This is a genomic window from Shewanella sp. UCD-FRSSP16_17, from assembly GCF_001675935.1.
Lineage (GTDB): Bacteria > Pseudomonadota > Gammaproteobacteria > Enterobacterales > Shewanellaceae > Shewanella > Shewanella japonica.
Window position 1 is genome coordinate 23585 of sequence record NZ_LZFV01000013.1, and the last position, 19876, is coordinate 43460.

19 protein-coding genes are annotated in these 19876 nt (G+C 40.3%); 13 read left to right on the forward strand and 6 right to left on the reverse strand.

Going from position 1 to position 19876, the window contains the following annotated elements:
- Positions 1-13: 13 nt before the first annotated feature.
- A complete protein-coding gene (locus tag A9267_RS09145) occupies positions 14-268 on the reverse strand; it encodes a hypothetical protein (RefSeq protein WP_065108961.1) in 255 nt (84 codons plus the stop codon).
- A 335-nt stretch (positions 269-603) separates the two neighbouring features.
- Between A9267_RS09145 and A9267_RS09150 the strand changes: the two genes are divergently transcribed.
- Entirely contained in the window at positions 604-1344 is a 741-nt protein-coding gene (locus A9267_RS09150; protein ID WP_055024341.1) for a FadR/GntR family transcriptional regulator, read from the forward strand.
- A gap of 876 nt (positions 1345-2220) precedes the next feature.
- Here A9267_RS09150 and A9267_RS09160 read toward each other — a convergent pair.
- The gene (locus A9267_RS09160; RefSeq protein ID WP_065108963.1) at positions 2221-3357 is read right to left on the reverse strand and encodes a methyltransferase; all 1137 of its coding nucleotides are present in this window, start codon (positions 3355-3357) and stop codon (positions 2221-2223) included.
- 225 nt (positions 3358-3582) lie between these two features.
- Between A9267_RS09160 and A9267_RS09165 the strand changes: the two genes are divergently transcribed.
- Positions 3583-3990 (forward strand): hypothetical protein, encoded by a 408-nt coding sequence (locus A9267_RS09165; RefSeq protein ID WP_055024338.1) that lies wholly within the window; start codon positions 3583-3585, stop codon positions 3988-3990.
- 162 nt (positions 3991-4152) lie between these two features.
- Positions 4153-5970 (forward strand): ABC transporter transmembrane domain-containing protein, encoded by a 1818-nt coding sequence (locus A9267_RS09170; RefSeq protein WP_082972319.1) that lies wholly within the window; start codon positions 4153-4155, stop codon positions 5968-5970.
- Between the two features lie 199 nt (positions 5971-6169).
- Here A9267_RS09170 and A9267_RS09175 read toward each other — a convergent pair whose 3' ends face one another.
- Positions 6170-7768, reverse strand: coding sequence for an AMP-binding protein (locus tag A9267_RS09175; RefSeq protein WP_065108965.1), 1599 nt, complete (start codon positions 7766-7768; stop codon positions 6170-6172).
- Between the two features lie 487 nt (positions 7769-8255).
- On the opposite strand from A9267_RS09175, the gene A9267_RS09180 reads away from it, so the two are divergent.
- Positions 8256-10841, forward strand: coding sequence for a TonB-dependent receptor plug domain-containing protein (locus tag A9267_RS09180; RefSeq protein WP_065108966.1), 2586 nt, complete (start codon positions 8256-8258; stop codon positions 10839-10841).
- Between the two features lie 57 nt (positions 10842-10898).
- On the opposite strand, the gene A9267_RS09185 is transcribed toward A9267_RS09180, so the two are convergent.
- On the reverse strand, positions 10899-11429 hold the full coding sequence (locus A9267_RS09185) for a thioredoxin family protein (RefSeq protein WP_080915139.1): 531 nt from the start codon (positions 11427-11429) through the stop codon (positions 10899-10901).
- A gap of 241 nt (positions 11430-11670) precedes the next feature.
- Here A9267_RS09185 and A9267_RS09190 point away from each other — a divergent pair, with 241 nt between their 5' ends.
- On the forward strand, positions 11671-12288 hold the full coding sequence (locus tag A9267_RS09190; protein WP_065108967.1) for a LysE family translocator: 618 nt from the start codon (positions 11671-11673) through the stop codon (positions 12286-12288).
- A 66-nt stretch (positions 12289-12354) separates the two neighbouring features.
- Here A9267_RS09190 and A9267_RS09195 read toward each other — a convergent pair whose 3' ends face one another.
- A complete protein-coding gene (locus A9267_RS09195; RefSeq protein WP_055024332.1) occupies positions 12355-12681 on the reverse strand; it encodes a DUF3144 domain-containing protein in 327 nt (108 codons plus the stop codon).
- Positions 12682-13263: 582 nt separating this feature from the next.
- On the opposite strand from A9267_RS09195, the gene ung reads away from it, so the two are divergent.
- Positions 13264-13923 carry a uracil-DNA glycosylase gene (gene ung / locus A9267_RS09200; protein WP_065108968.1) on the forward strand — a complete coding sequence of 220 codons (660 nt, stop codon included), beginning with the start codon at positions 13264-13266 and terminating at the stop codon, positions 13921-13923.
- 119 nt (positions 13924-14042) lie between these two features.
- Here the strand turns inward: ung and ispB are convergent, their stop codons facing one another.
- Complete coding sequence (gene ispB / locus A9267_RS09205; protein WP_055024330.1) at positions 14043-15014, reverse strand: octaprenyl diphosphate synthase; 972 nt, start codon at positions 15012-15014, stop codon at positions 14043-14045.
- Between the two features lie 278 nt (positions 15015-15292).
- On the opposite strand from ispB, the gene rplU reads away from it, so the two are divergent.
- The 7 genes from rplU (at position 15293) to A9267_RS09240 (ending at position 19514) form a co-directional block, all read left to right on the forward strand.
- Positions 15293-15604 carry a 50S ribosomal protein L21 gene (gene rplU / locus A9267_RS09210; RefSeq protein WP_055024329.1) on the forward strand — a complete coding sequence of 104 codons (312 nt, stop codon included), beginning with the start codon at positions 15293-15295 and terminating at the stop codon, positions 15602-15604.
- A gap of 17 nt (positions 15605-15621) precedes the next feature.
- On the forward strand, positions 15622-15876 hold the full coding sequence (rpmA, locus tag A9267_RS09215) for a 50S ribosomal protein L27 (protein WP_055024328.1): 255 nt from the start codon (positions 15622-15624) through the stop codon (positions 15874-15876).
- A gap of 233 nt (positions 15877-16109) precedes the next feature.
- Positions 16110-17276: an Obg family GTPase CgtA gene (gene cgtA / locus A9267_RS09220; RefSeq protein WP_055024327.1), complete on the forward strand. Its 1167-nt coding sequence runs from the start codon at positions 16110-16112 to the stop codon at positions 17274-17276.
- A gap of 24 nt (positions 17277-17300) precedes the next feature.
- Positions 17301-18065 (forward strand): threonine/serine ThrE exporter family protein, encoded by a 765-nt coding sequence (locus tag A9267_RS09225; protein ID WP_082419968.1) that lies wholly within the window; start codon positions 17301-17303, stop codon positions 18063-18065.
- On the forward strand, positions 18062-18529 hold the full coding sequence (locus tag A9267_RS09230) for a threonine/serine exporter family protein (RefSeq protein ID WP_055024325.1): 468 nt from the start codon (positions 18062-18064) through the stop codon (positions 18527-18529). Before A9267_RS09225 ends, A9267_RS09230 begins: the two co-directional genes overlap by 4 nt.
- A gap of 28 nt (positions 18530-18557) precedes the next feature.
- Entirely contained in the window at positions 18558-19034 is a 477-nt protein-coding gene (locus A9267_RS09235) for a dihydrofolate reductase (RefSeq protein ID WP_055024324.1), read from the forward strand.
- Between the two features lie 87 nt (positions 19035-19121).
- Complete coding sequence (locus A9267_RS09240) at positions 19122-19514, forward strand: DUF3718 domain-containing protein (RefSeq protein ID WP_065108969.1); 393 nt, start codon at positions 19122-19124, stop codon at positions 19512-19514.
- Positions 19515-19876: the final 362 nt, after the last annotated feature.

The window sequence follows — 19876 nt, forward strand, 5'->3', positions numbered from 1 at the left end:
TCATTACCACGTGTTATGATTTTCGGCTCATTGTGCCGCGAAGTCCGCTTACTTTAATGACTTCCATATCAGGGCTGTCATTTTTATTATCTGCTTCTTGTTCTGATACTTGCGCATTTGGCGTTGTGACTTTAACAGCGTCAACTTCACCTTGTGCGAAAGCTGGTGATGCGATAAAGGCTAATAGTGCTGAACTGTAGAGTGCAGATATTGGCTGAAAATGCCTTCTGCTTAATCTCAGTGCATTATTGATTTTATTGAGTTTCACGTTAATCTCCCCAGATTACATATTGTTTAATCAAAATGTGAACACAATCCTTTAAACACGATCTTTAAATACCACTCTATTTTAAATACAACTTTGTGTCTGAGTAGAAACTAACCAATGGTAAGGTGTTTTGTCAACCACTTTGTGTTACCAATTATGTAAATTGTTTTTATTTTTGTTATTGCCAATAACAAAATATTAACTAGACTTAAGCTAGTGCGAAAATCGTTCAAGTACAATAAAAATTTCAAATAGGATTTGCGTTGACTTAGTAAATCGATATGATGGTAAGTAATAACTAAATCTAATTGGTTTTAACTATTGAAGGACCAGACATGAAGAATAGGCGTATGTTTTGGCGCATCGTTGAAGAGATTGAAGCGTCTATTGCTAACGGCGAATATGCACCAGGTAGTCGCTTACCGCCAGAAAGAGAGTTAGCTGAAAAGTTTGATGTCAGCAGACCCACCATTCGTGAAGCAATTATTGCACTGGAAGTGCGCGAAAAAATTGAAGTTAAAACAGGCTCGGGCGTGTATGTATTACAATCTGTTGCGACCAATAACCCTGCAAACAAGATTAATGCATTTGAATTAACTCAAGCTCGCGCCTTAGTAGAAGGTGAAATTGCTGCGTTAGCTGCCAATACTATCACTGAAGAAGAATTGGTTGAGTTAAATAAAACATTGATAATGATGGAAAATAAGTCTTATGTCGAAGAGGCTGATGAAATGTTCCATCAAATAATTGCCAATGCGACTCGTAACGGCGCATTGATTAAGTCATTTCAAAACCTATGGGCATTGCGTGCATCAAGCCAAAAAATAATTACTGATTACGACAGTGTTTGTAGTAAAGATAATAAGAAAACACTTGATGAGCATACTTCCATTTATAAAGCGTTAGCTGCAAACGATGCATCAGAAGCACGTTTAGCAATGCATAAGCACTTTAATAGATTAATCAATGTGTTATTCGATACTGTTGAAGCTCAAGCACTTGAAGAAGTCCGTCGTAAGAACAGCGAAAAACGTGATTTATACTCGATTGATAATTTGGTTAACCGATTGGGTTAATTAGTCCCTAGTGAGTAAAAGCGCAGTCGCTTTCACTAACAGATTAAAAGCCTTCTTTAACGAGAAGGCTTTTTATTTTATAAACAGTATCTTATTTGTATTGAACTAAGATGATTCTGCCAATATTAGTAAAAAGGCCTCTCGATATGAGAGGCCTTTTTTTTCGCTCCAAACGAGGGGGGGATCTGGAGCGCACAACCTGGTTAAACTAATAAAATAGATGTTTTAAACAATTAACATAGGCGTTGTTGAACCAGTTTTTATTCCATAAAGGCATACTTTTTATGCTTAAAGGCTTAGTTGGTAAAGCTTTAACAGCTGTTTTATCTGCGTTTAAGTTCATTGAATTATATAAATGTTCTAAATTTGTAAACGCTGGAGGCCCTTGCAAGTGTGACTTGGCGCACGCTTTAAAACCAATAATATCTTTTAATAAAATCAATTGTCAACCAATTTGTTTTTCTTGTTATTACCAATTAATTGTTGTGGTGAATATTGACAGATTACGGGTTGATAGTTCGTTGAGTTTCGCGGCCATTTGAGGGAGAGTCATCATTGGTTTGTGCTACTACTGGTTGTTTATGGCTGGTTATGATGTGATCTAGCGAGGGCGTTAATAGTTATAGCACTAGATTTTATGTCAGCATGAATAAGACAAGCTTTAGCAGTTAGTCTATTTCGGCATGTTTACTCTTCACTAATTCGTAGCGAGAAAACTGACATCTCGCTGCGAGAATATCCCATTACCAAATCCATTGGACCTTGTTTTGAACAACTCGAATGCCCATTAAATTTGCCAGTTAGTCTGTTAATCTTGGAAAAGTATCGTTGAAATAGCCATGTTGACGAAAATTAATCGATGAGATTAACTTTCGTCTATTTAGTCGCTTGTAAAATGACAAACTTGCCATTTGATGCAACGGTAGTGCAATTTTTAAAAATACGTTTTAGTTTAATGTGGTAGGACAAATGACGGTTGCCAACAACATGTAAAATACCGCCTGTCGCTAATCGTCTTTTGGCATCAAGAAACATTTGCCAAGCAATATGATCGGTAATGGCTTCTCCTTGGTGAAAAGGCGGATTACATAAGACTAAGTCGGCACTGACGTTTTCATCTAAGTGGGTTAAACAGTCATCCCAATGAAAATGTCCTTGATCATGATTGAGTCCGTTTGCTTGCCAGTTGTACTGACTTGATGCAATAGCCATTTCAGAATCATCGACAAAATGGATATGCGCTTGTGGGTACAGTTGTGCCGCACGTAAACCTAAAATGCCATTTCCACATCCTAAATCGATGATGGTTTTAAAGGCGCCTTCTGGCATATTATCTAGCATAATACGTGCGCCGATATCGAGTTTGTTGGCAGCAAATACATTACTGAAGTTATTGATGGTTAAATTAAACTCTTTAACTGGCCAAGAGACTTCTTTAAGTAATGATCGCTTTATCCCGTCAGCAGTACAGGTAATGATACGTGTTTTTTTCCACGTTAAACTTGCAGAAGCTGGGCCTAAATTTTGTTCAATGAGGCCAAGTAATGATTTATTAATATTCTTTGCTTTAGCACTAATTAGAATTTGAGTGCCCTTAGCTAATACTTGCGATAAACGTTGTAATTGCTGAGTAAAATAAGTCAGATTTTTAGGCAGTTTAACAATGACCAATTTAATGTCATTAGGCAGTTGCTCTCGGCTATTAAGGCGGGTGATGTTCGTTGGTGCCAACTCATTAGCGCTGAGGTTGTACTCTGCGCCAAGTAAACTGGTTTTAGCATCAGTTTCAATCCACAACGGCCAGGTGTTGTCTAAACGAGTGAGGCCGCATTGAAGTGCGCCGAAATTGTCATTCAAAATAGCTGTATTAGCTGGAATATGTGCGGTTTCAACAAGGTGTTTTATTAAGTGCTCATCTGCGGCATCCCAAGCTTGCAGATTTGACTCTTGCTGCTTAGGGTAGCGAAATAACGCTAATTCAATACCTGCACAAGAAAACTCACTAACCGTCATTATTTTTTACCTAAAGCAACCATCATGAAATAGCCGGCAATTATCGCAGATAAGCTGTCAATGTGCGAGGGTAGAGTGTGAGGCAAGCCTGCAAAGGATGCTGTTGCACTAAATATTGAATGTATTGAAAAATGCGCCATCGATTACAGATGAAACAATATTGCTATTGTAGATCGCTGACAGTAACATCGAACACAAGATTACGTTTTTCTACAAAGGAGTTGTATGAACGGTGCAGGTGGTACATCAGGTGGAATTGGTTCGTTTTTTATCGGCTTAATCATGATGTGTGGCGGCTTTTACATGTTGCTAAAAGCAATAAAAGTTACCAGTTCTTTTGGTTTTAGTCATAGCTTATACAGTGTTGGTGGCATGAATCTAACGAGTGGGATGATTATGATCCCCTTCATGTTTGGTATTGGGCTAATGTTTTATAATGCGAAGAATATATTGGGTTGGATCTTAACCTTTGGTTCATTAGTCGGTTTAATATTTGGTGTGATAAGTTCTATTAACTTCCGCTTTAGCCATATGAGTGCATTCGATTTAATTGTGATTCTGGTATTAAGTGTGGGTGGTTTAGGGATCTTTTTGCGCTCACTAAAGTCAATTGATACCAATATAAAAGAGTAAGTTGGCGCTCAACTCATTCTTTGTTCAATGTGGTTACTCGTATCACTGTAACCACTTTTTTGACCATACAGCCAAACTGACTTCATGCATTAACTTGTTATTGTTATTGTTATTGTTATTCCTTCATTTTATTCGTTGTTTGTTGATACTATTGATGCCCTTATGTGTTTATGGGTATTTATTTTGAACTCTACCTCAACAAGTGATATCACCAACATCAAACCTGAACCCGCCACTCAATATGCCGTTTTTCCTTGGATTATGGGATTTTTAAAGCCCCATAAACTAAAAGTGGTTGCCGCTATTACTTTTCTTTTTATTGGCTCTTTTGCTTGGTTGTCTCTTGGCCAAGGGGTCAAAATGATGGTCGATGAAGGCTTTGTTGCAGATAATGCTGAACGACTCAACGAGATTGTTTTGTTTATTTTGGGCATCACAGCTATCAGCGGCACAGCGGTATTTTGTCGTTTTTATTTGATGACTTGGCTCGGCGAGCGTGTGATTGCGGATATTCGTCTCAAGGTCTATAACCATTTACTTAATTTATCCCCTGCTTTTTTTGCGGAGCAAAGAACGGGTGAAGTGATCTCTCGTTTTACCGCTGACAGTACCTTATTGCAAAGCGTGGTTGGTAGTAGTTTATCGATGGCATTTCGCTCATCAGTTACGGTTACTGGTGCCTTAGTGATGATGGCAATTACCAGCTTAAAGCTGACTGGCCTTGTACTGCTTGCTGTGCCTTTAGTGTTTGTACCTGTGATATTACTGGGTAAAAAAGTGCGTGAGTACTCGCGTAAGAGCCAAGATAAAGTTGGCGATTTAGGCGCTAATATTGATGAGACCTTGCATGAGATACACACAGTGCAAGCTTATGGTCACGAGCAACAAGACCGCAATGTATTTAATCAACAGGTTGAAGCGGTGATGTCTGTTGCTCAAACTCGTATTTTATATCGTTCGATATTAATTTCGTCGGTGATGTTTTTAAGTATTGCTGCAATTGCTGTCGTGCTTTGGGTGGGCGCTCAAGATGTCATGTTGCAAAATATTACCGCTGGAGAACTATCTGCATTTATGTTTTACGCTGTTATGGCGGCGGGCTCTGTGGCCACAATTAGTGAAGTTTTTAGTGAAATACAACGAGCTTCAGGTGCAGCTGAACGACTAATTGAGCTGGTCAATACCCCTATTGATATCCCTGAGGTTAAAGCGCCTAAGTCTTTGCCTGCTGCAATCAATGGCAGTTTGTCACTTGAGTCGTTAAGGTTTGCTTACCCAAGTAGTAATGAAGATGTGATTAAGGGAATTAATCTTGAGATCAAAGCGGGTGAAAGAGTGGCATTAGTTGGTGAGAGTGGCGCAGGTAAAAGCACCTTATTTGAACTATTACTGCGATTTTATCAACCTAAATCAGGCAAAGTGCTTTTAGACGGAGTGGATGTGGCTGAAGTCACTTTGCAGCAGCTAAGGGAGCAATATGCCTTAGTGCCGCAAGAGTCAGTTATTTTTGCCACTAATGTCTTTGAAAATGTCCGCTACGGGCGAGCTGATGCAACAAAAGAAGAGGTGATAAACGCCTGTGTAACAGCAAAAGCCCATGAGTTCATTAAAGAGTTGTCGGATGGCTATGATACGTATTTAGGGGAACGTGGGGTTAAGTTGTCTGGCGGACAAAAGCAGCGTATTGCCATTGCTAGAGCTATTCTTGCTGACAGACCAATCCTATTACTTGATGAAGCCACGAGTGCGCTTGATGCTGTTAGCGAAGTAAAAGTTAAGCAAGGCTTAGATAATTTGATGCAAGGTAGAACGACGTTAATTATTGCCCATCGATTAGCGACAGTGATCAATGCTGATAGGATTATTGTGTTAGAAAAGGGTCAAGTGGTGGCGATTGGTTCACATCAAGAGCTTATGCAATCGAGTGAGACCTATAAAGAGTTTGCTAGTTTGCAGTTACTGACTGACACATCAATATAAGGATTTGGTGAAAGCGCTAGGTTTAAAGAGCGAGATATGAATGACCAGCTATTTCAAACCATGTTTTGAATATTTGTAGGCTAATTACTTAAACCTTGAGTGCTTAAACCTTGGGTATGCATGCCTTGAGTGTTGATGGTCTAACGAACAGATAAGCAGCCCACTTTACTCATTGTCGTGGGCTGTTTATCAATAAGTGTTATTTTCTGAGTTCTCGTCTAAGAATTTTACCAACGGTACTTTTAGGTAGTTGCTCGGTAAATTCAATTAACCTTGGAATTTTATAGGCGGTTAATTGGCTGCGACAATAGTCTGAAATGAGCTGTTTTGTGGCTGCATCATCAGATGTTGGCTCTTTTAAAACGATTACCGCTTTAACTGCCTCACCAGATTTATCATCACTGACCCCAACGACAGCACATTCAAGGATTAATTCGTGCTGCGATAATACATCCTCAACTTCGTTAGGATAAACATTAAATCCTGACACAATGATCATATCTTTTTTGCGATCGACAATTTTATGAAAACCATCAGGCGTTGCAACTGCAATGTCACCGGTTTTGAAATATCCATCTTCGGTCATGACATTGGCCGTTTCTTGCGGTTTATTCCAGTAGCCTTGCATGACTTGCGGGCCTTTTACTGCAAGCTCTCCTGCTTCACCTAGCGGGACTTCATTATCATTGATATCGAGAATTTTTACCTGCGTTTCGAGAACGGGTTTACCAATCGTGCCTAATTGTTGATAACCAGGAGCATTTAAACTCACGACAGGTGAAGTCTCTGATAAACCATAACCTTCTGAAATCATACAACCTGTGGTTTTTTGCCATATGTTTGCTGCAGCACTTGTAAGCGCCGTTCCGCCAGAGATAGTAATGGTGAGTCGGCTAAAGTCTAGTGCTTGAAAATCTGGTTGGTGGCATAAACCAACAAATAACGTGTTAAGTCCTGCAAAGCCAGTGAAAGGGTAGCTACTCATGGTCTTAATTAACCCTGGGATATCTCTTGGATTTGGGATTAAAACTGAGCAACTTCCTGATTCGAAATAGAGTACTAGATTCACCATAAAGGCATAGATGTGATATATCGGTAATGGCGCAACGAAAACGTCTTTACCCGRTGTCATCGTGCTGGCAATTCTAGATTTTACTTGAGCCGAGTTAGCTAGCATATTGCGATGACTTAACATGGCTCCTTTTGATAAGCCAGTGGTGCCACCTGTGTATTGCAGTGCGGCTAGATCTGTTTGTTTTGGGTAAACTGCAGTGAAAGTGGATTGCTCACCTTCAAGTAGCATTTGATTAAATTCAATTTTATTGAATGGGGTATCTATTTGCGGTTGAGGCGAAATTAAATCCAAGGCGTGGGTACTAATGACTAATGAAATACCTGTATTTGAGACGACATTATTGAGCGTGGGTAGCAAATCAGAAAGCACAACCAAGGCTTTAGCGCCTGAATCATTAAATTGGTGGATCAATTCACGCTCTGTATAAAGTGGGTTTGTATTGACGATAACCAACCCTGCTCGCATGGCTCCGTATGCGGCAATGACAAACTGGGTAATATTGGGCAATTGAATAGCAATGCTGTCCCCAGCAGTTAAATCAGTGTGATTTTGTAGATACGCAGCAAAATGTCGTGAGGCGGACTCGATTTCTTTAAATGTGGTGTTCTTTCCTAAACACGCATAAGCAATGTTATTTCCGTACTGCTGACAGGTCTTTTCGATTAAATCGACTAGAGAGTGGTATTGATCTAAGTTGAGCTGTGATTCTGCGTCATACGCCATGAGACTGTCCCTTTTATTCATGATTTATTGTTATTCGAGAAAATCAAACACTTGTTTAGATTGGTTGAATTACATTAAAAGGTCTACTGAAAATAGTCAATCTTCATCTATCTTATTAATTAATCTAGAGTTTGTACTCTATTAACTTGTTGGTTGATCGAGCTTTTAAATTTGTGAGCTGTTGGTTTTTTAAACTAACTGTAACAGTAATATTAGTGGATTCTTTTTTAGCAAAAGCTTAATTGTGGTTAATGTAACTAAAATTGTAGGTTATTTTCATGAGGTTAAGTTATTTATCCTGATTTAGCCTGCTTATGGCGATTATTATTTTGAGTGGGAGTAGAAATAGTTAGCAATTACGTTTTATTTGTTATAGAAATGTAAATGAAAGTGAAATGATTTCATTTTGGGAGAGACGATTATTTAATTGTAAACACCTGATTAAATTACCCGTCACAAGCATAAATATAATAATTTGAGACAAAAAATGATGACTAATCTAAAGAAAAGGAAGTTTGGCTTAAATTCGTTAAGTCTTGCTGTAACGGTAGCTTTAGCAGGCTCAGTTATGTCTACAGCAGCAATGGCTGAGGATGAAGAAGTCGCCGAAAATGTTGAAAAAATTGCCGTAGTAGGTAGCCGAGCGGCGCCTCGCTCTGTTGGTGAATCACCCGTGCCAGTAGATATTATCAGTAGTGATGACCTGAGAAAAAATGGCTCAACTGATATGATTGATATGCTGGTGACATCAGTGCCTTCTTTTAACTCGCGTGCCCAACCTATTAGTGATGCCGCCACACTTGTTCGCCCAGTCAATTTACGTGGTCTTCCTTCTGACAGTACCCTGATACTTGTTAATGGTAAGCGTCGTCACCGTGCTTCTGTTATTGCTTTCCAAGGTGGTGGTATTAACGATGGTGCTCAAGGACCGGATATTTCTGTCATCCCAAGTATTGCGCTTAAGCAAGTTGAAGTATTACGTGATGGTGCCGCGGCACAATACGGTTCTGACGCTATTGCTGGTGTGATGAATTTCCAACTAAAAGATAGTGCTGAAGGCGGTTCAATCAGTATCAGTCAAGGCGAGTACTATGAAGGTGATGGCGCGACAACGACTATCGATGGCAACATTGGGTTACCTTTGACCGATGCTGGCTTTGTTAATATTAGTGCACAGTATAAAACCGCAGATGCCACCAGTCGCAGTGTGCAGCGTCCTGATGCTGGCAATTTAATCGCACAAGGCAATACTTACGTTAATGATCCTGCTCAAGTTTGGGGTAACCCAGAAATTAATGATGATTACACCGTTTTTGTTAATGCGGGTTTTGACTTAAATGATAACCATCGAATTTATGCATTTGGTAATGTGTCTTCTCGTGAAGCAATTGGTGGATTTTATTATCGTAATCCACATAACCGTGGCAACGTTTACTCAGTTGATGGCGGTGAAAACTTATTAGTGGGGGCTGTTAACGGCGACCAATCAACCTGTGCTCCAGTGCCAATCCCAAAAAATGCTGATGGTTCAGATGGCAACGTTTTAGACACTGCGGCATATCAAGCAATGGTTGCTGATGCTAATTGTTTCTCTATGAACCAAGTGCGTCCAGGTGGTTATACTCCGCAATTTGCTGGAACCATTGAAGATATGTCTTTCTTTGCTGGTATTGAAGGTGAGTTAGGTGAGTGGATGTATGATGCCAGTGCGGGCACAGGCTCAAACAAATCAAGCTTTAGCCTTTATAATTCATTAAACCCATCACTCGGTCTTGCTGCGAATCCTGAGGACACACAAACCGATTTTGATACTGGTGCTTATGAGCAAGTTGAAACAACGGTAAATCTCGATTTTTCACGTTACTTTACACTTGGCTCGATTGAAGATATTAGTTTTGCAACGGGTTTTGAGTGGCGAGAAGAGTCTTTTGAAATTACTCAAGGCGAAGAAGCATCTTGGATAGCTGGCCCTTATGCTGATCAAGGCTTCAATATTGGTTCTCATGGCTTTAAAGGGTTTGGACCAGAAGCTGCAGGTAAAAATGACCGTAGTAATATTGGTGTTTACGCTGATGTTGAAGCGTATTTAACTGATGACTGGTTGTTAGGGGTTGCACTTCGTTACGAAGATTTCTCAACCTTTGGCGATACACTAAACTATAAAATTTCGACCCAGTACTCTTTCACAGATTACTGGTCTATGCGTGCATCGCACAGCACAGGCTTTAGAGCACCAACTGTTGGTCAAGAAAATGTCGTGAATACTCAGACATCGATTGTTAACGGTGATTTAATTCAAACCTTTATCGCGCCTCCAACCGATCCGTTAGCAGCATTTTATGGCGGTGAAGTATTAGAGCCTGAAGAGTCAATTAACTATGCCATTGGTACTGTATTTGAGTATGACGACTTCTTCTTAACTGTTGATTACTACAATATTGAGGTGACAGGCCGTATTGCTCAGTCAAGTCAAATTGCAGTAGAACCAGAAGATTATGATGATTTAAGAGATGCTGGTGTTGAGTTCCCTGAGCTCATCTCTGCGGTGACTTATTATACCAATGACTTTGATACCACGACGCAAGGTATCGATATTGTCGGCTCTTACGAAACTGAGTTAATGTCAGGTGATACGATGTTCAGCTTAGCGTATGGCTGGACTGACACGAGTGTTGATAAGTTCGATCCTGAGACGACTGATGAAGGTAAAGTTCGCCGCTTAGAAGATGGCATTCCGGCTCACCGTGCGACATTGACTTGGGGGCAAACCTGGGATGATATCAGTGTGTCATTGCGTGGTAATTACTTTGGTGAATACTATGCAACCCATGCGGATGATACCTCAGATTGGGGCTCTGAAACGGCAGACTCAGCAGTTACTGTTGACTTAGAAGTCAGTTACACCATGTTTGATCAATTAACCCTTTCTGTTGGAGCAAACAACTTGTTTGACCAAGAAGCGCAAGAGTTAAAAGATGGTACTCAAGGCGTGCTAGGTGCAGTGTATTATGAAAGTGGTCCATTTGATTACAATGGTGGCTTTTACTACGGTAAGTTAAGCTATATTTTCTAAATCACGTTAACGTCGTACATAAAAGACTGCCTAGGCAGTCTTTTTTTTGCGTGGAGATTATTTAGCAGCTTCTAACGCCTGAAACACGGCGTTTATGGTTAACTCTACAGGTAATAAGATACCTTGAGGGTGTGATGGTCCATAGACTTTGTTAAAAGGCGTTCCTATTCCACCTTCTTTACCAACGTAATCCTCAATCATTTTATTAGGTTGACTCCAGTTACCTTTCATCAAAATAAGGTTATCTGCCTCAAGTGCGTTTACCACGATTTCACGATGGGTCACATTGGCTTTATTGGTGCGGCAAGGAAGACACCAGTCTGCATCGACATCGACAAATACGGTGTAGCCTTGCTCAACCAATGGCATAATTTGAGCTGGGTTAAGGGGTTGCCACTGCAATCGCTTATAGGCATTGTAGTCTTCGGTTTTTTCCAAAAAAGCATAAACCCCAGTAAAACAGATTGTCATAAAGCCCAATATTACGATTACGATACCAGGAATGTTTTTTCCTTTAATTTTAAAAAATATGAGTAGAGCAATTCCGGCAAGTAATAATCCAAGTAAAATTGGTAGCATTAATGACATTGTGGTTTCTCGAGTAAAAAGCATGTTAATACAGTGTACTATATCAAGGTTTGCTTAAATTGAGGTTAAATGAATGTTGTAAAGGCTCATTCATGATAACGTACGTTTTTTTTGCGGCATGATTTCAGTATTTTTATCTATTCTGCACGGAAATATAACGCTGAACTCATTAATAGGGCCTCAGAAATGCTCAAGCATAGTGAGCATGAATAATCACGGTAGAATGAAGGATTTATAAGTAATGGCATTAAGTACATGGCTTGGATTACTCGCCATCTGTTGTTTAGGAGCGATGTCTCCCGGTCCGAGTTTAGCTATGGTGCTAAGACATACGTTATCAGGAGGGAGATTACACGGCGTTGTGTGTGCTTGGGCTCACTCAATTGGCATTGGTGTGTACGCATTAGTAACGCTATTGGGCTTGGCCGTTGTGCTTGAAAAATCACCTTTAGTGTTTAATGGTATTGCTCTTATTGGAGCGTGCTATTTAGCGTGGATGGGATTTCAAGCCTTGCAATCTAAAGGGGGGATGGAGCAGAAATTACAGTCAGGTGAGTCAACTTCATTACTTCAAGCAGCTCGCGATGGTTTAGCTATTTCGTTATTTAACCCTAAAATTTTGTTGTTCTTTTTAGCGCTGTTTAGTCAGTTTGTATTGGCAGCTGAATCGCTAACGGGACAAACATTAATTGTATTAACCCCACTGGTTGTAGATGGACTCTGGTATACCATCATTGCGGTTGTATTATCTCATGGGCCGATATTGTCTCGCTTACGTGACAAGGCTGCGCTTATCGATAAGCTGTCAGGCATGGTGCTTATTCTACTGGCCTTAAGGGTCATTATAGATATTATTTAGTGATAAATTCTCCAACAAAAAAGCCATCGTAATGATGGCTTTTTTACATGCTTAATATCGGCATGCTTAATTTTTGAAGACCTGCACAGAATCGTCAGCTTTTTCTTCTTTGGCTTCTTGTTGACCACCCGGTGGGTTTTTAATGTGGTCATTTAAGTTTTCGTTCAACATGCCTTTGTATTCTTCAGTGAACCAGCTCAATGCATTTTCTTTTTCTGCTTCTAGATTGGCTGATTTAATCGCAGCTTCAAACGCATTGTAGCGCGCTGCAGCAAAACGCAAAGCAGTACCGACTTTACCGATATCATTTTCTGTTTGACCTAGTTGATTGGCTAGCGCAATAAATTGATCAGCTAGTTGGTACATGGTTGTTTCAGTTTTTTGTTCTGACATGAGTTCTACTCGTAATAGTGACTTAATTTAGCAATGAGTGTACCGATTTTATTGACAGAATAAAGTCTCAATTCGCTATCAGGGGCGGAATCTGTGATCACCTGTCCATTACGTGGATCATAATATATTGATAATGGCGTGAGAGGATTGTAGAGGTAGAGGCATTGAACAGGGTATTGTTAGTTACTAGATATAACGAATCGTTGCGATGCTTCAAAAGGAGCCCAGTTTTGTGCAGGGTAACCCCATTGATTGATAATGAGCTGGTCATTGTTACTTGGATTAGTGAAAATATGAACGTTATCAGCGGGGCCTGAATCACTTCACTCGGTCATTTTACTCAAACACTTCATATTAGCTAAAGCGACGACGGCTAATTGGCCGAGTATAATGATAACCATCACTAATGGATAAGTTTGAAACTTGGATGTTGATAGGTGTTCAGTGATTCATAGTATGCTTGAGCATCTTCTTAATTATTTGCTTCGACTCAACCTTTGTCTTAGTAAGTGTAATTGAAAGGCTGTATTTCGCGAATTAACACCATAATGAGATTGACTCTTTTACAAGGTAGCCCCCTAGATGAACGATTGGCAAACATTGATTAAAACGCAGCAAGCGGAGCCGTATTTTTGTGAATTAAATGAGTTTGTTGCTCATCAAAGACAGCTAGGAAAAACGGTTTACCCTGCCGATGAAGATGTATACCGCGCATTTGAATTGACTCCTTTGAGTGATGTGAAAGTGGTGATTTTAGGGCAAGACCCTTATCACGGAGCAGGTCAAGCTCATGGGTTATGTTTTTCTGTACAACAAGGAGTAAAAACACCGCCTTCTTTAGTGAATATTTATAAAGAACTCCAACAAGACATTAATGGCTTTGTCATTCCTGACCATGGTGATTTGACTAAGTGGGCTAAACAAGGGGTGTTAATGCTCAATACCGTATTAACAGTAGAAGAGGGAAAAGCGCATTCTCACTCAAAAGCCGGCTGGGAGACTTTTACAGATAAAGTGATGCAAACCCTTAACGATAAAGGTGAGCCTATTGTATTCATTTTGTGGGGCGCTCATGCCATTAAAAAGGGAAAGCTTATTACAGCAAAGCAGCATCACGTATTAACAGGGCCGCATCCTTCTCCACTGTCTGCTTATCGAGGCTTTTTTGGTAGTGGTCACTTCTCTAAAACAAATCAAATGTTAATAGAGTTAGGGCAAACACCTATAGATTGGCAAGTTTAACGATTTAAATTGTATTGATAGCAATAAAAATGCCCGCTACTAAGTTGTAGTGGGCATTTTATGATGGTTGGCTTAATTACGCTCAGATACCGGAGCGTAGATATTTAACCAAATACAGATTAGTTATTTCGTTGAACTGAAATTTTCGCTAACGAGATTAATGCTGTCTTATATTCACTATCGGCAATTGGGGCCAGTGCAGCAATCGCTTTGTCAGCTTCTTGGTTCGCTTTTTGTTTAGTGTATTCAAGGGCGCCTGAATCATTTAAGGCTGCAACAATTTCATCAATTGCTTTTGTGCCATCGCCTTTTTCAATCGCTTCTTTAATCAATGCTTTTGCTGTATCGCTACCGTGAGCCATAGCATAAATTAATGGCAGTGTAGGCTTACCTTCGGCCAAGTCATCACCAATGTTTTTGCCAAGTTCATCAGCATCGGCCGTGTAATCAAGTAAATCGTCGGTTAATTGGAAAGCGGTGCCTAAAAATTTACCGTATTCACCAAGGGCATGTTGTTGCTCTTCGCTTACGTCAGCAATAACACCTGTGAGCAAGGTTGCAGCTTCGAATAATTTTGCTGTTTTACAGTAAATTACCCGCATATAATTCTCTTCGGTGGTTTCTGGATCATTACAATTCATTAATTGTAAGACTTCACCTTCAGCAAGAATATTAGTGGTGTCGGCAAGGACTCTTAACACTTTCATGCTATCGAGTTCGGTCATCATTTGAAATGAGCGGGTATATAAAAAATCACCGACTAAAACACTTGCGCTGTTTCCAAATAAAGCATTGGCTGTTTTACGACCACGACGTAATGTTGATTCATCGACAACGTCATCGTGTAATAAAGAAGCAGTATGAATAAATTCAATAATGGCTGCTAATTTAAGATGCTCTTCACCTTTATAGTCGATAGCGCGAGCAGAAAGTACCGAAAGTAATGGGCGTAATCTTTTACCACCACCATTGATAATGTAAAAACCGAGTTGGTTAATTAGTGCAACATCAGACTCAAGTTGTTTGTAAATTAACTGATTTACGGCTTGCATGTCGTTATCAGCTAGTTGACGAATGGCGTTTAAATCCATAATGGTCTCTAGTTATTAGGCTATCAGGCAAATTATATTGCCCACTATATAAGGTTCAAATTGTATATTAACAAATTTTATCTAAAATTCATGCCTTAGACAGCTTTTGTTCTTAGATTGTGGGAGTTAAACCGAGCTTTTTTTATTGATTCACATTTAACACTTGCCAGATGGTAAATCTTAGCGTAGACTCCGCGCCCATTGTCATTAAAAGTTTTTAGCACCCGGTATCTACATATAATGAACCGGAGTGTTAGTCCATTTGGAGTGAAATAGCTATGTACGCTGTTTTTCAAAGTGGCGGAAAGCAACACCGTGTTGCTGAAGGTCATACAGTTCGTTTAGAAAAAATTGAAGTTGCTACTGGTGAAACTATTGAGTTTGACCAAGTATTATTGGTTGCTGACGGTGAAAATGTTCACGTTGGTGCTCCATTAGTCGCTGGTGGTAAAGTTGTTGCTGAAGTGGTTAGCCACGGTCGCGGTGAGAAAGTAACTATTCAAAAGTTCAATCGTCGTAAGCATCACGAAAAGAAAATGGGCCATCGTCAATGGTTCACTGAAGTTAAAATCACTGCGATTAGCGCATAATATTAGGAGTCTAACTCATGGCACATAAAAAAGCTGGCGGTTCTACTCGTAACGGCCGCGATTCAGAAAGTAAACGTCTTGGTGTTAAGCGTTTTGGTGGTGAATCAGTTGTTGCTGGTAACATCATCGTTCGTCAACGTGGTACTAAATTCCACGCTGGTGTAAACGTAGGTATTGGTCGTGACCATACTTTGTTTGCATTAACAGACGGTAAAGTTAAGTTTCAAGTAAAAGGTCCTAATAACCGTAAGTTTATTAGCATCGAAGCTTAATTCTAGACTTTAATCAGTCTTTGAAAGCCCCGCCTTCTGGCGGGGCTTTTGTGTTTTTTACTTCATTGTTGGAGTTAGTTAACTAAACTTCATTGAAGTATTTTCGGTGTGTTACACCGATGGTTATTTATTTTGCAGTAAGCGATTTATGGTGATTGAATCTTCTACGCTTCCCTGCACATCTCAGTCTTTTGAGGTTATAATTGGCACATTAAGTGGTGTCAGGAGTATGTATGAAGTTTATTGATGAGGCTAAAATCAGAGTTGAAGCGGGTGACGGTGGCAGTGGCTGCGTTAGCTTCAGACGTGAGAAATATGTGCCAGATGGCGGTCCTGATGGTGGTGACGGCGGTGACGGCGGTAGCGTATTTTTAGTCGCAGACGAAAACATGAACACGCTTATTGATTTTCGATTTGTACGTTCTTACATCGCTGAGCGTGGTAAGAATGGTCGTGGTCGTGATTGTACAGGTCATGGCGGCGAAGATATGTTATTAAAAGTGCCTGTGGGTACTCGCGCTGTTGATTTTGAAACAGAAGAGTTACTAGGTGACTTAACCACTCATGGTCAAAAACTGTTAGTGGCTAAAGGTGGTTTCCACGGTTTAGGTAACACGCGTTTTAAAAGCAGTACCAACCGAGCGCCTAGACAAAAGACATTAGGTACACCAGGCGAAGTACGCATGCTGAAGCTGGAACTATTGTTATTAGCTGATGTTGGCTTGTTAGGTTTACCGAATGCGGGTAAGTCAACTTTTATTCGTTCAGTTTCTCGTGCTACACCAAAAGTCGCCGATTACCCATTTACCACTTTGGTGCCTAATTTAGGTGTTGTCAGCCCTCGTCCTGGTCAGAGTTTTGTTATTGCTGATATTCCTGGCTTGATCGAAGGTGCGTCCGATGGCGCGGGTTTAGGCATTCGTTTCTTAAAGCATTTAGAGCGTTGTCGTGTGTTATTACACATTATCGATATCGACCCTATTGATGGAAGCGATCCGGTTGAGTCTGCGCGTTCAATTGTGGCTGAACTTGAGAAATATTCTCCTAAATTGGCTGCTAAGCCGCGTTGGTTAGTATTTAACAAGATTGATTTACTACAAGAAGATGAGCTTGCTGAGAAAATGGAGCACATCGTTAAGGAAATCGATTGGAAAGGTGACATATACACTATGTCAGCATTTAATCGCACCAATACTGAAGAGTTAAGTTTAAAACTTCTCGACTTTATTTCTGCATTGCCTGACGAAGATGAATCAATCAGCCCTGACGATGAAGTCGAGTTTAAGTGGGATAATTACCATCAAGCTAATGTTGAATCTGTTAACGAAGACTACGATGATGACTTCGATGACGATTTCGACGATGATGACTATGATGTGGAAATTATCTACCAACGTTAAATTGAGTTAAATAAGAGAAAAATTGTGTACGCCGACACTCAAAATGATATCACTCGTCTTGTAGTACGAAGTGCACAACTTCTCTTAGCTTATGGCGCTGAATCTGATCTTGTTGAAGAGATTAGCCAGCGCCTAGGCAAAGCCCTTGGCCTAGCCAGTGTCGAACTGTCGATTTCTTCAAATTCCCTCGTATTGACCAGCCTTGTCCATGGCCGTTGTATTACCACGACGCGCCGTTTACGCGAGCACGGCATTAACATGATGATTGTATGTGAAGTGCAACGCATCTGTATCTTGGCCGAAAAAGGCATTTACAACGACAAGCAAGTTAAACGCCGTTTAGAAAAAATTGAACCCAAAACGTATCCAGCCAAATATGTCATCGCGATGATTGGCTTGTCTTGTGCGAGTTTCTGTCATTTATTCGGTGGTGATTTAGCGGCATGCTTTATTACGTTTATCGCTTCAGCTGTCGGCATGTCGGTTCGTTTATCCTTAGTGAAAAAACATTTCAATCTGTTGATAATTTTTGCTATCACCGCCTTTATTACCACCTTGGTTGCGCAACTTGGTCACCTTTTGGAATTGACCTCAACACCGAAAATTCCAATGGCTGCAAGTGTGTTAATGCTTGTGCCGGGTTTCCCACTGATAAATGCTATTTCTGATATGGTCAAAGGCCATATGAATGTCGGTATATCTCGCTGGGGGCATGCCACTTTACTCACTCTGGCAACGGTTATCGGTATTACACTAGCGATGGCATTTGGAGGGACGTTGATCACATGAATCTTGTGCTGACTTTACTTAATGATGCATTCTTTTCTGCAATCCCAGCAATGGGGTTTGCGATGGTATTTAATGTCCCAAGACGGTTTTTACCTTATTGCGCTCTTGCTGGTGCAATTGGTCATAGTTTTAGAACCTTGTTATTGCACCTAGATATGCCAATTGAATGGGCCACATTTGCTGCTGCCGCGCTCGTTGGAGTGATAACCATCCGTTTTGCTAAAAGGCATCTTGCTCCACCGCTGATGTATGCAGTGGCAGCAATCATTCCCATGGTACCAGGGACTTATGCGTATAATACGTTAATTGCAATTGTTCAGCTAAGTGTGCAAGAGCAGGTGAGTTCAGATCTCACCACTATGGTTATTCAAAATGGGTTAAAAACAGTTTTCATTCTGGGGGCGCTGTCTGTAGGCTTGGCTATGCCGGCTTTGGTTTACTATCGCACTCGACCAATTATTTAATTTCTCCAGCATCAAATAAGGATTTTACATGCGCATCGCTATGATCGCCGCTATGGCCAATAATCGTGTAATAGGTAAAGACAACAAAATGCCATGGCACCTGCCTGAAGATTTAAAACATTTTAAAGCTATGACACTCGGCAAGCCTGTAGTGATGGGGCGTAAAACCTTCGAATCAATTGGTAGACCATTACCGGGTCGCCACAATATCGTCATTACCCGTCAAAGCGACTATCAACCAGAAGGCGTTTCTTGCGTCAATTCTTTTGAGGCTGCAAAAGCCCTTGTAACAGGTTGTGAAGAATTAGTTGTTATTGGTGGCGGACAACTCTATAAAGAAATTTTACCTTTGGCCGATACCCTATATCTAACCTTTATCGACTTAACGGTTGATGGTGATACTTTTTTCCCTGAATGGGATGACGGTAGCTGGACGTTAAAAGATAAGGTAGTTGAGATAAATGAATCACAATTGCAATATAGCTTTAACACTTTGGTGAAATAATGTTAAATTGTGGCCTGTGTTACCCTGAATAGATACTTGCCCTTGATGGCAGGTACAAAAATAAAAATACCTAAAAAGGAGTGTCAGATGCGTTTAATGCCTGTGGCCTTAGCAGCCCTAATTGCAGCATCTTTTGTGTCAACCCCTGCCGAAGCGAATACTGATCAACTTGTCGCGAACATTTGTGATTATGTAAAATCTAATGACAAAAACCGTTTACGTAAAAAGTTGAAGGAAAGCCGCGTAAAATTACGCAATATTTACACTGGTGTTTCTTGCGACGGTAATAGCTTATTAAGAACTGCATACAACTCTAACGCCTTAGAAGTGGGTGAGTACATTGCAAAACGTCTTCCTGCTGGAGATTTAAATACTCCTGAAGCAGACGGACAAAGCATTCTTGATTGGGCAAATGCAAATGGTCATAGCGGTAGTGCAATCACTGCTGCAGTACAACAACGAATCAGTAATGGCGAATAAGCCATCTCGTTGGAATGACTTGCTTTAGCATTATGTAACTGTTGTGAGTGTTTGTATTCATAACGTGTAAAGCAGACTCAGATACATCTGATTAAAAACCGCCTTTGGGCGGTTTTTTTATGGCTTAGCTTTTTCGTCTCGTTCATTTTACTAGCAAGAGTTCGCAAGAGCAGCACAGAAACCAGAATTTAAATAAAAGGAACATATAAAAAGGCTTGAATATAAACCGATAACAGTGAGCTATCATAAACAGTTATCACAGGCTGCTATCCAAGACTGTCACCCTAGATAGTTAATATAAATAGTCACCCTAGATACTTGTTACTGACACTGTTAAAACTTTATCGAAATCTAACTTAATG

What these genes read in the sequence shown, in the direction of transcription:
- A9267_RS09150 (WP_055024341.1), top strand. Translation starts at nt 604, where the DNA reads ATGAAGAATAGGCGTATGTTTTGGCGCATCGTTGAAGAGATTGAAGCG.
- A9267_RS09195 (WP_055024332.1), bottom strand. Translation starts at nt 12,681, where the DNA reads ATGTCAGAACAAAAAACTGAAACAACCATGTACCAACTAGCTGATCAA.
- A9267_RS09190 (WP_065108967.1), top strand. Translation starts at nt 11,671, where the DNA reads ATGGCATTAAGTACATGGCTTGGATTACTCGCCATCTGTTGTTTAGGA.
- rpmA (WP_055024328.1), top strand. Translation starts at nt 15,622, where the DNA reads ATGGCACATAAAAAAGCTGGCGGTTCTACTCGTAACGGCCGCGATTCA.
- A9267_RS09160 (WP_065108963.1), bottom strand. Translation starts at nt 3,357, where the DNA reads ATGACGGTTAGTGAGTTTTCTTGTGCAGGTATTGAATTAGCGTTATTT.
- A9267_RS09180 (WP_065108966.1), top strand. Translation starts at nt 8,256, where the DNA reads ATGATGACTAATCTAAAGAAAAGGAAGTTTGGCTTAAATTCGTTAAGT.
- cgtA (WP_055024327.1), top strand. Translation starts at nt 16,110, where the DNA reads ATGAAGTTTATTGATGAGGCTAAAATCAGAGTTGAAGCGGGTGACGGT.
- A9267_RS09185 (WP_080915139.1), bottom strand. Translation starts at nt 11,429, where the DNA reads ATGTCATTAATGCTACCAATTTTACTTGGATTATTACTTGCCGGAATT.
- A9267_RS09165 (WP_055024338.1), top strand. Translation starts at nt 3,583, where the DNA reads ATGAACGGTGCAGGTGGTACATCAGGTGGAATTGGTTCGTTTTTTATC.
- A9267_RS09235 (WP_055024324.1), top strand. Translation starts at nt 18,558, where the DNA reads ATGCGCATCGCTATGATCGCCGCTATGGCCAATAATCGTGTAATAGGT.
- A9267_RS09170 (WP_082972319.1), top strand. Translation starts at nt 4,153, where the DNA reads ATGTGTTTATGGGTATTTATTTTGAACTCTACCTCAACAAGTGATATC.
- rplU (WP_055024329.1), top strand. Translation starts at nt 15,293, where the DNA reads ATGTACGCTGTTTTTCAAAGTGGCGGAAAGCAACACCGTGTTGCTGAA.
- A9267_RS09240 (WP_065108969.1), top strand. Translation starts at nt 19,122, where the DNA reads ATGCGTTTAATGCCTGTGGCCTTAGCAGCCCTAATTGCAGCATCTTTT.
- A9267_RS09230 (WP_055024325.1), top strand. Translation starts at nt 18,062, where the DNA reads ATGAATCTTGTGCTGACTTTACTTAATGATGCATTCTTTTCTGCAATC.
- ispB (WP_055024330.1), bottom strand. Translation starts at nt 15,014, where the DNA reads ATGGATTTAAACGCCATTCGTCAACTAGCTGATAACGACATGCAAGCC.
- ung (WP_065108968.1), top strand. Translation starts at nt 13,264, where the DNA reads ATGAACGATTGGCAAACATTGATTAAAACGCAGCAAGCGGAGCCGTAT.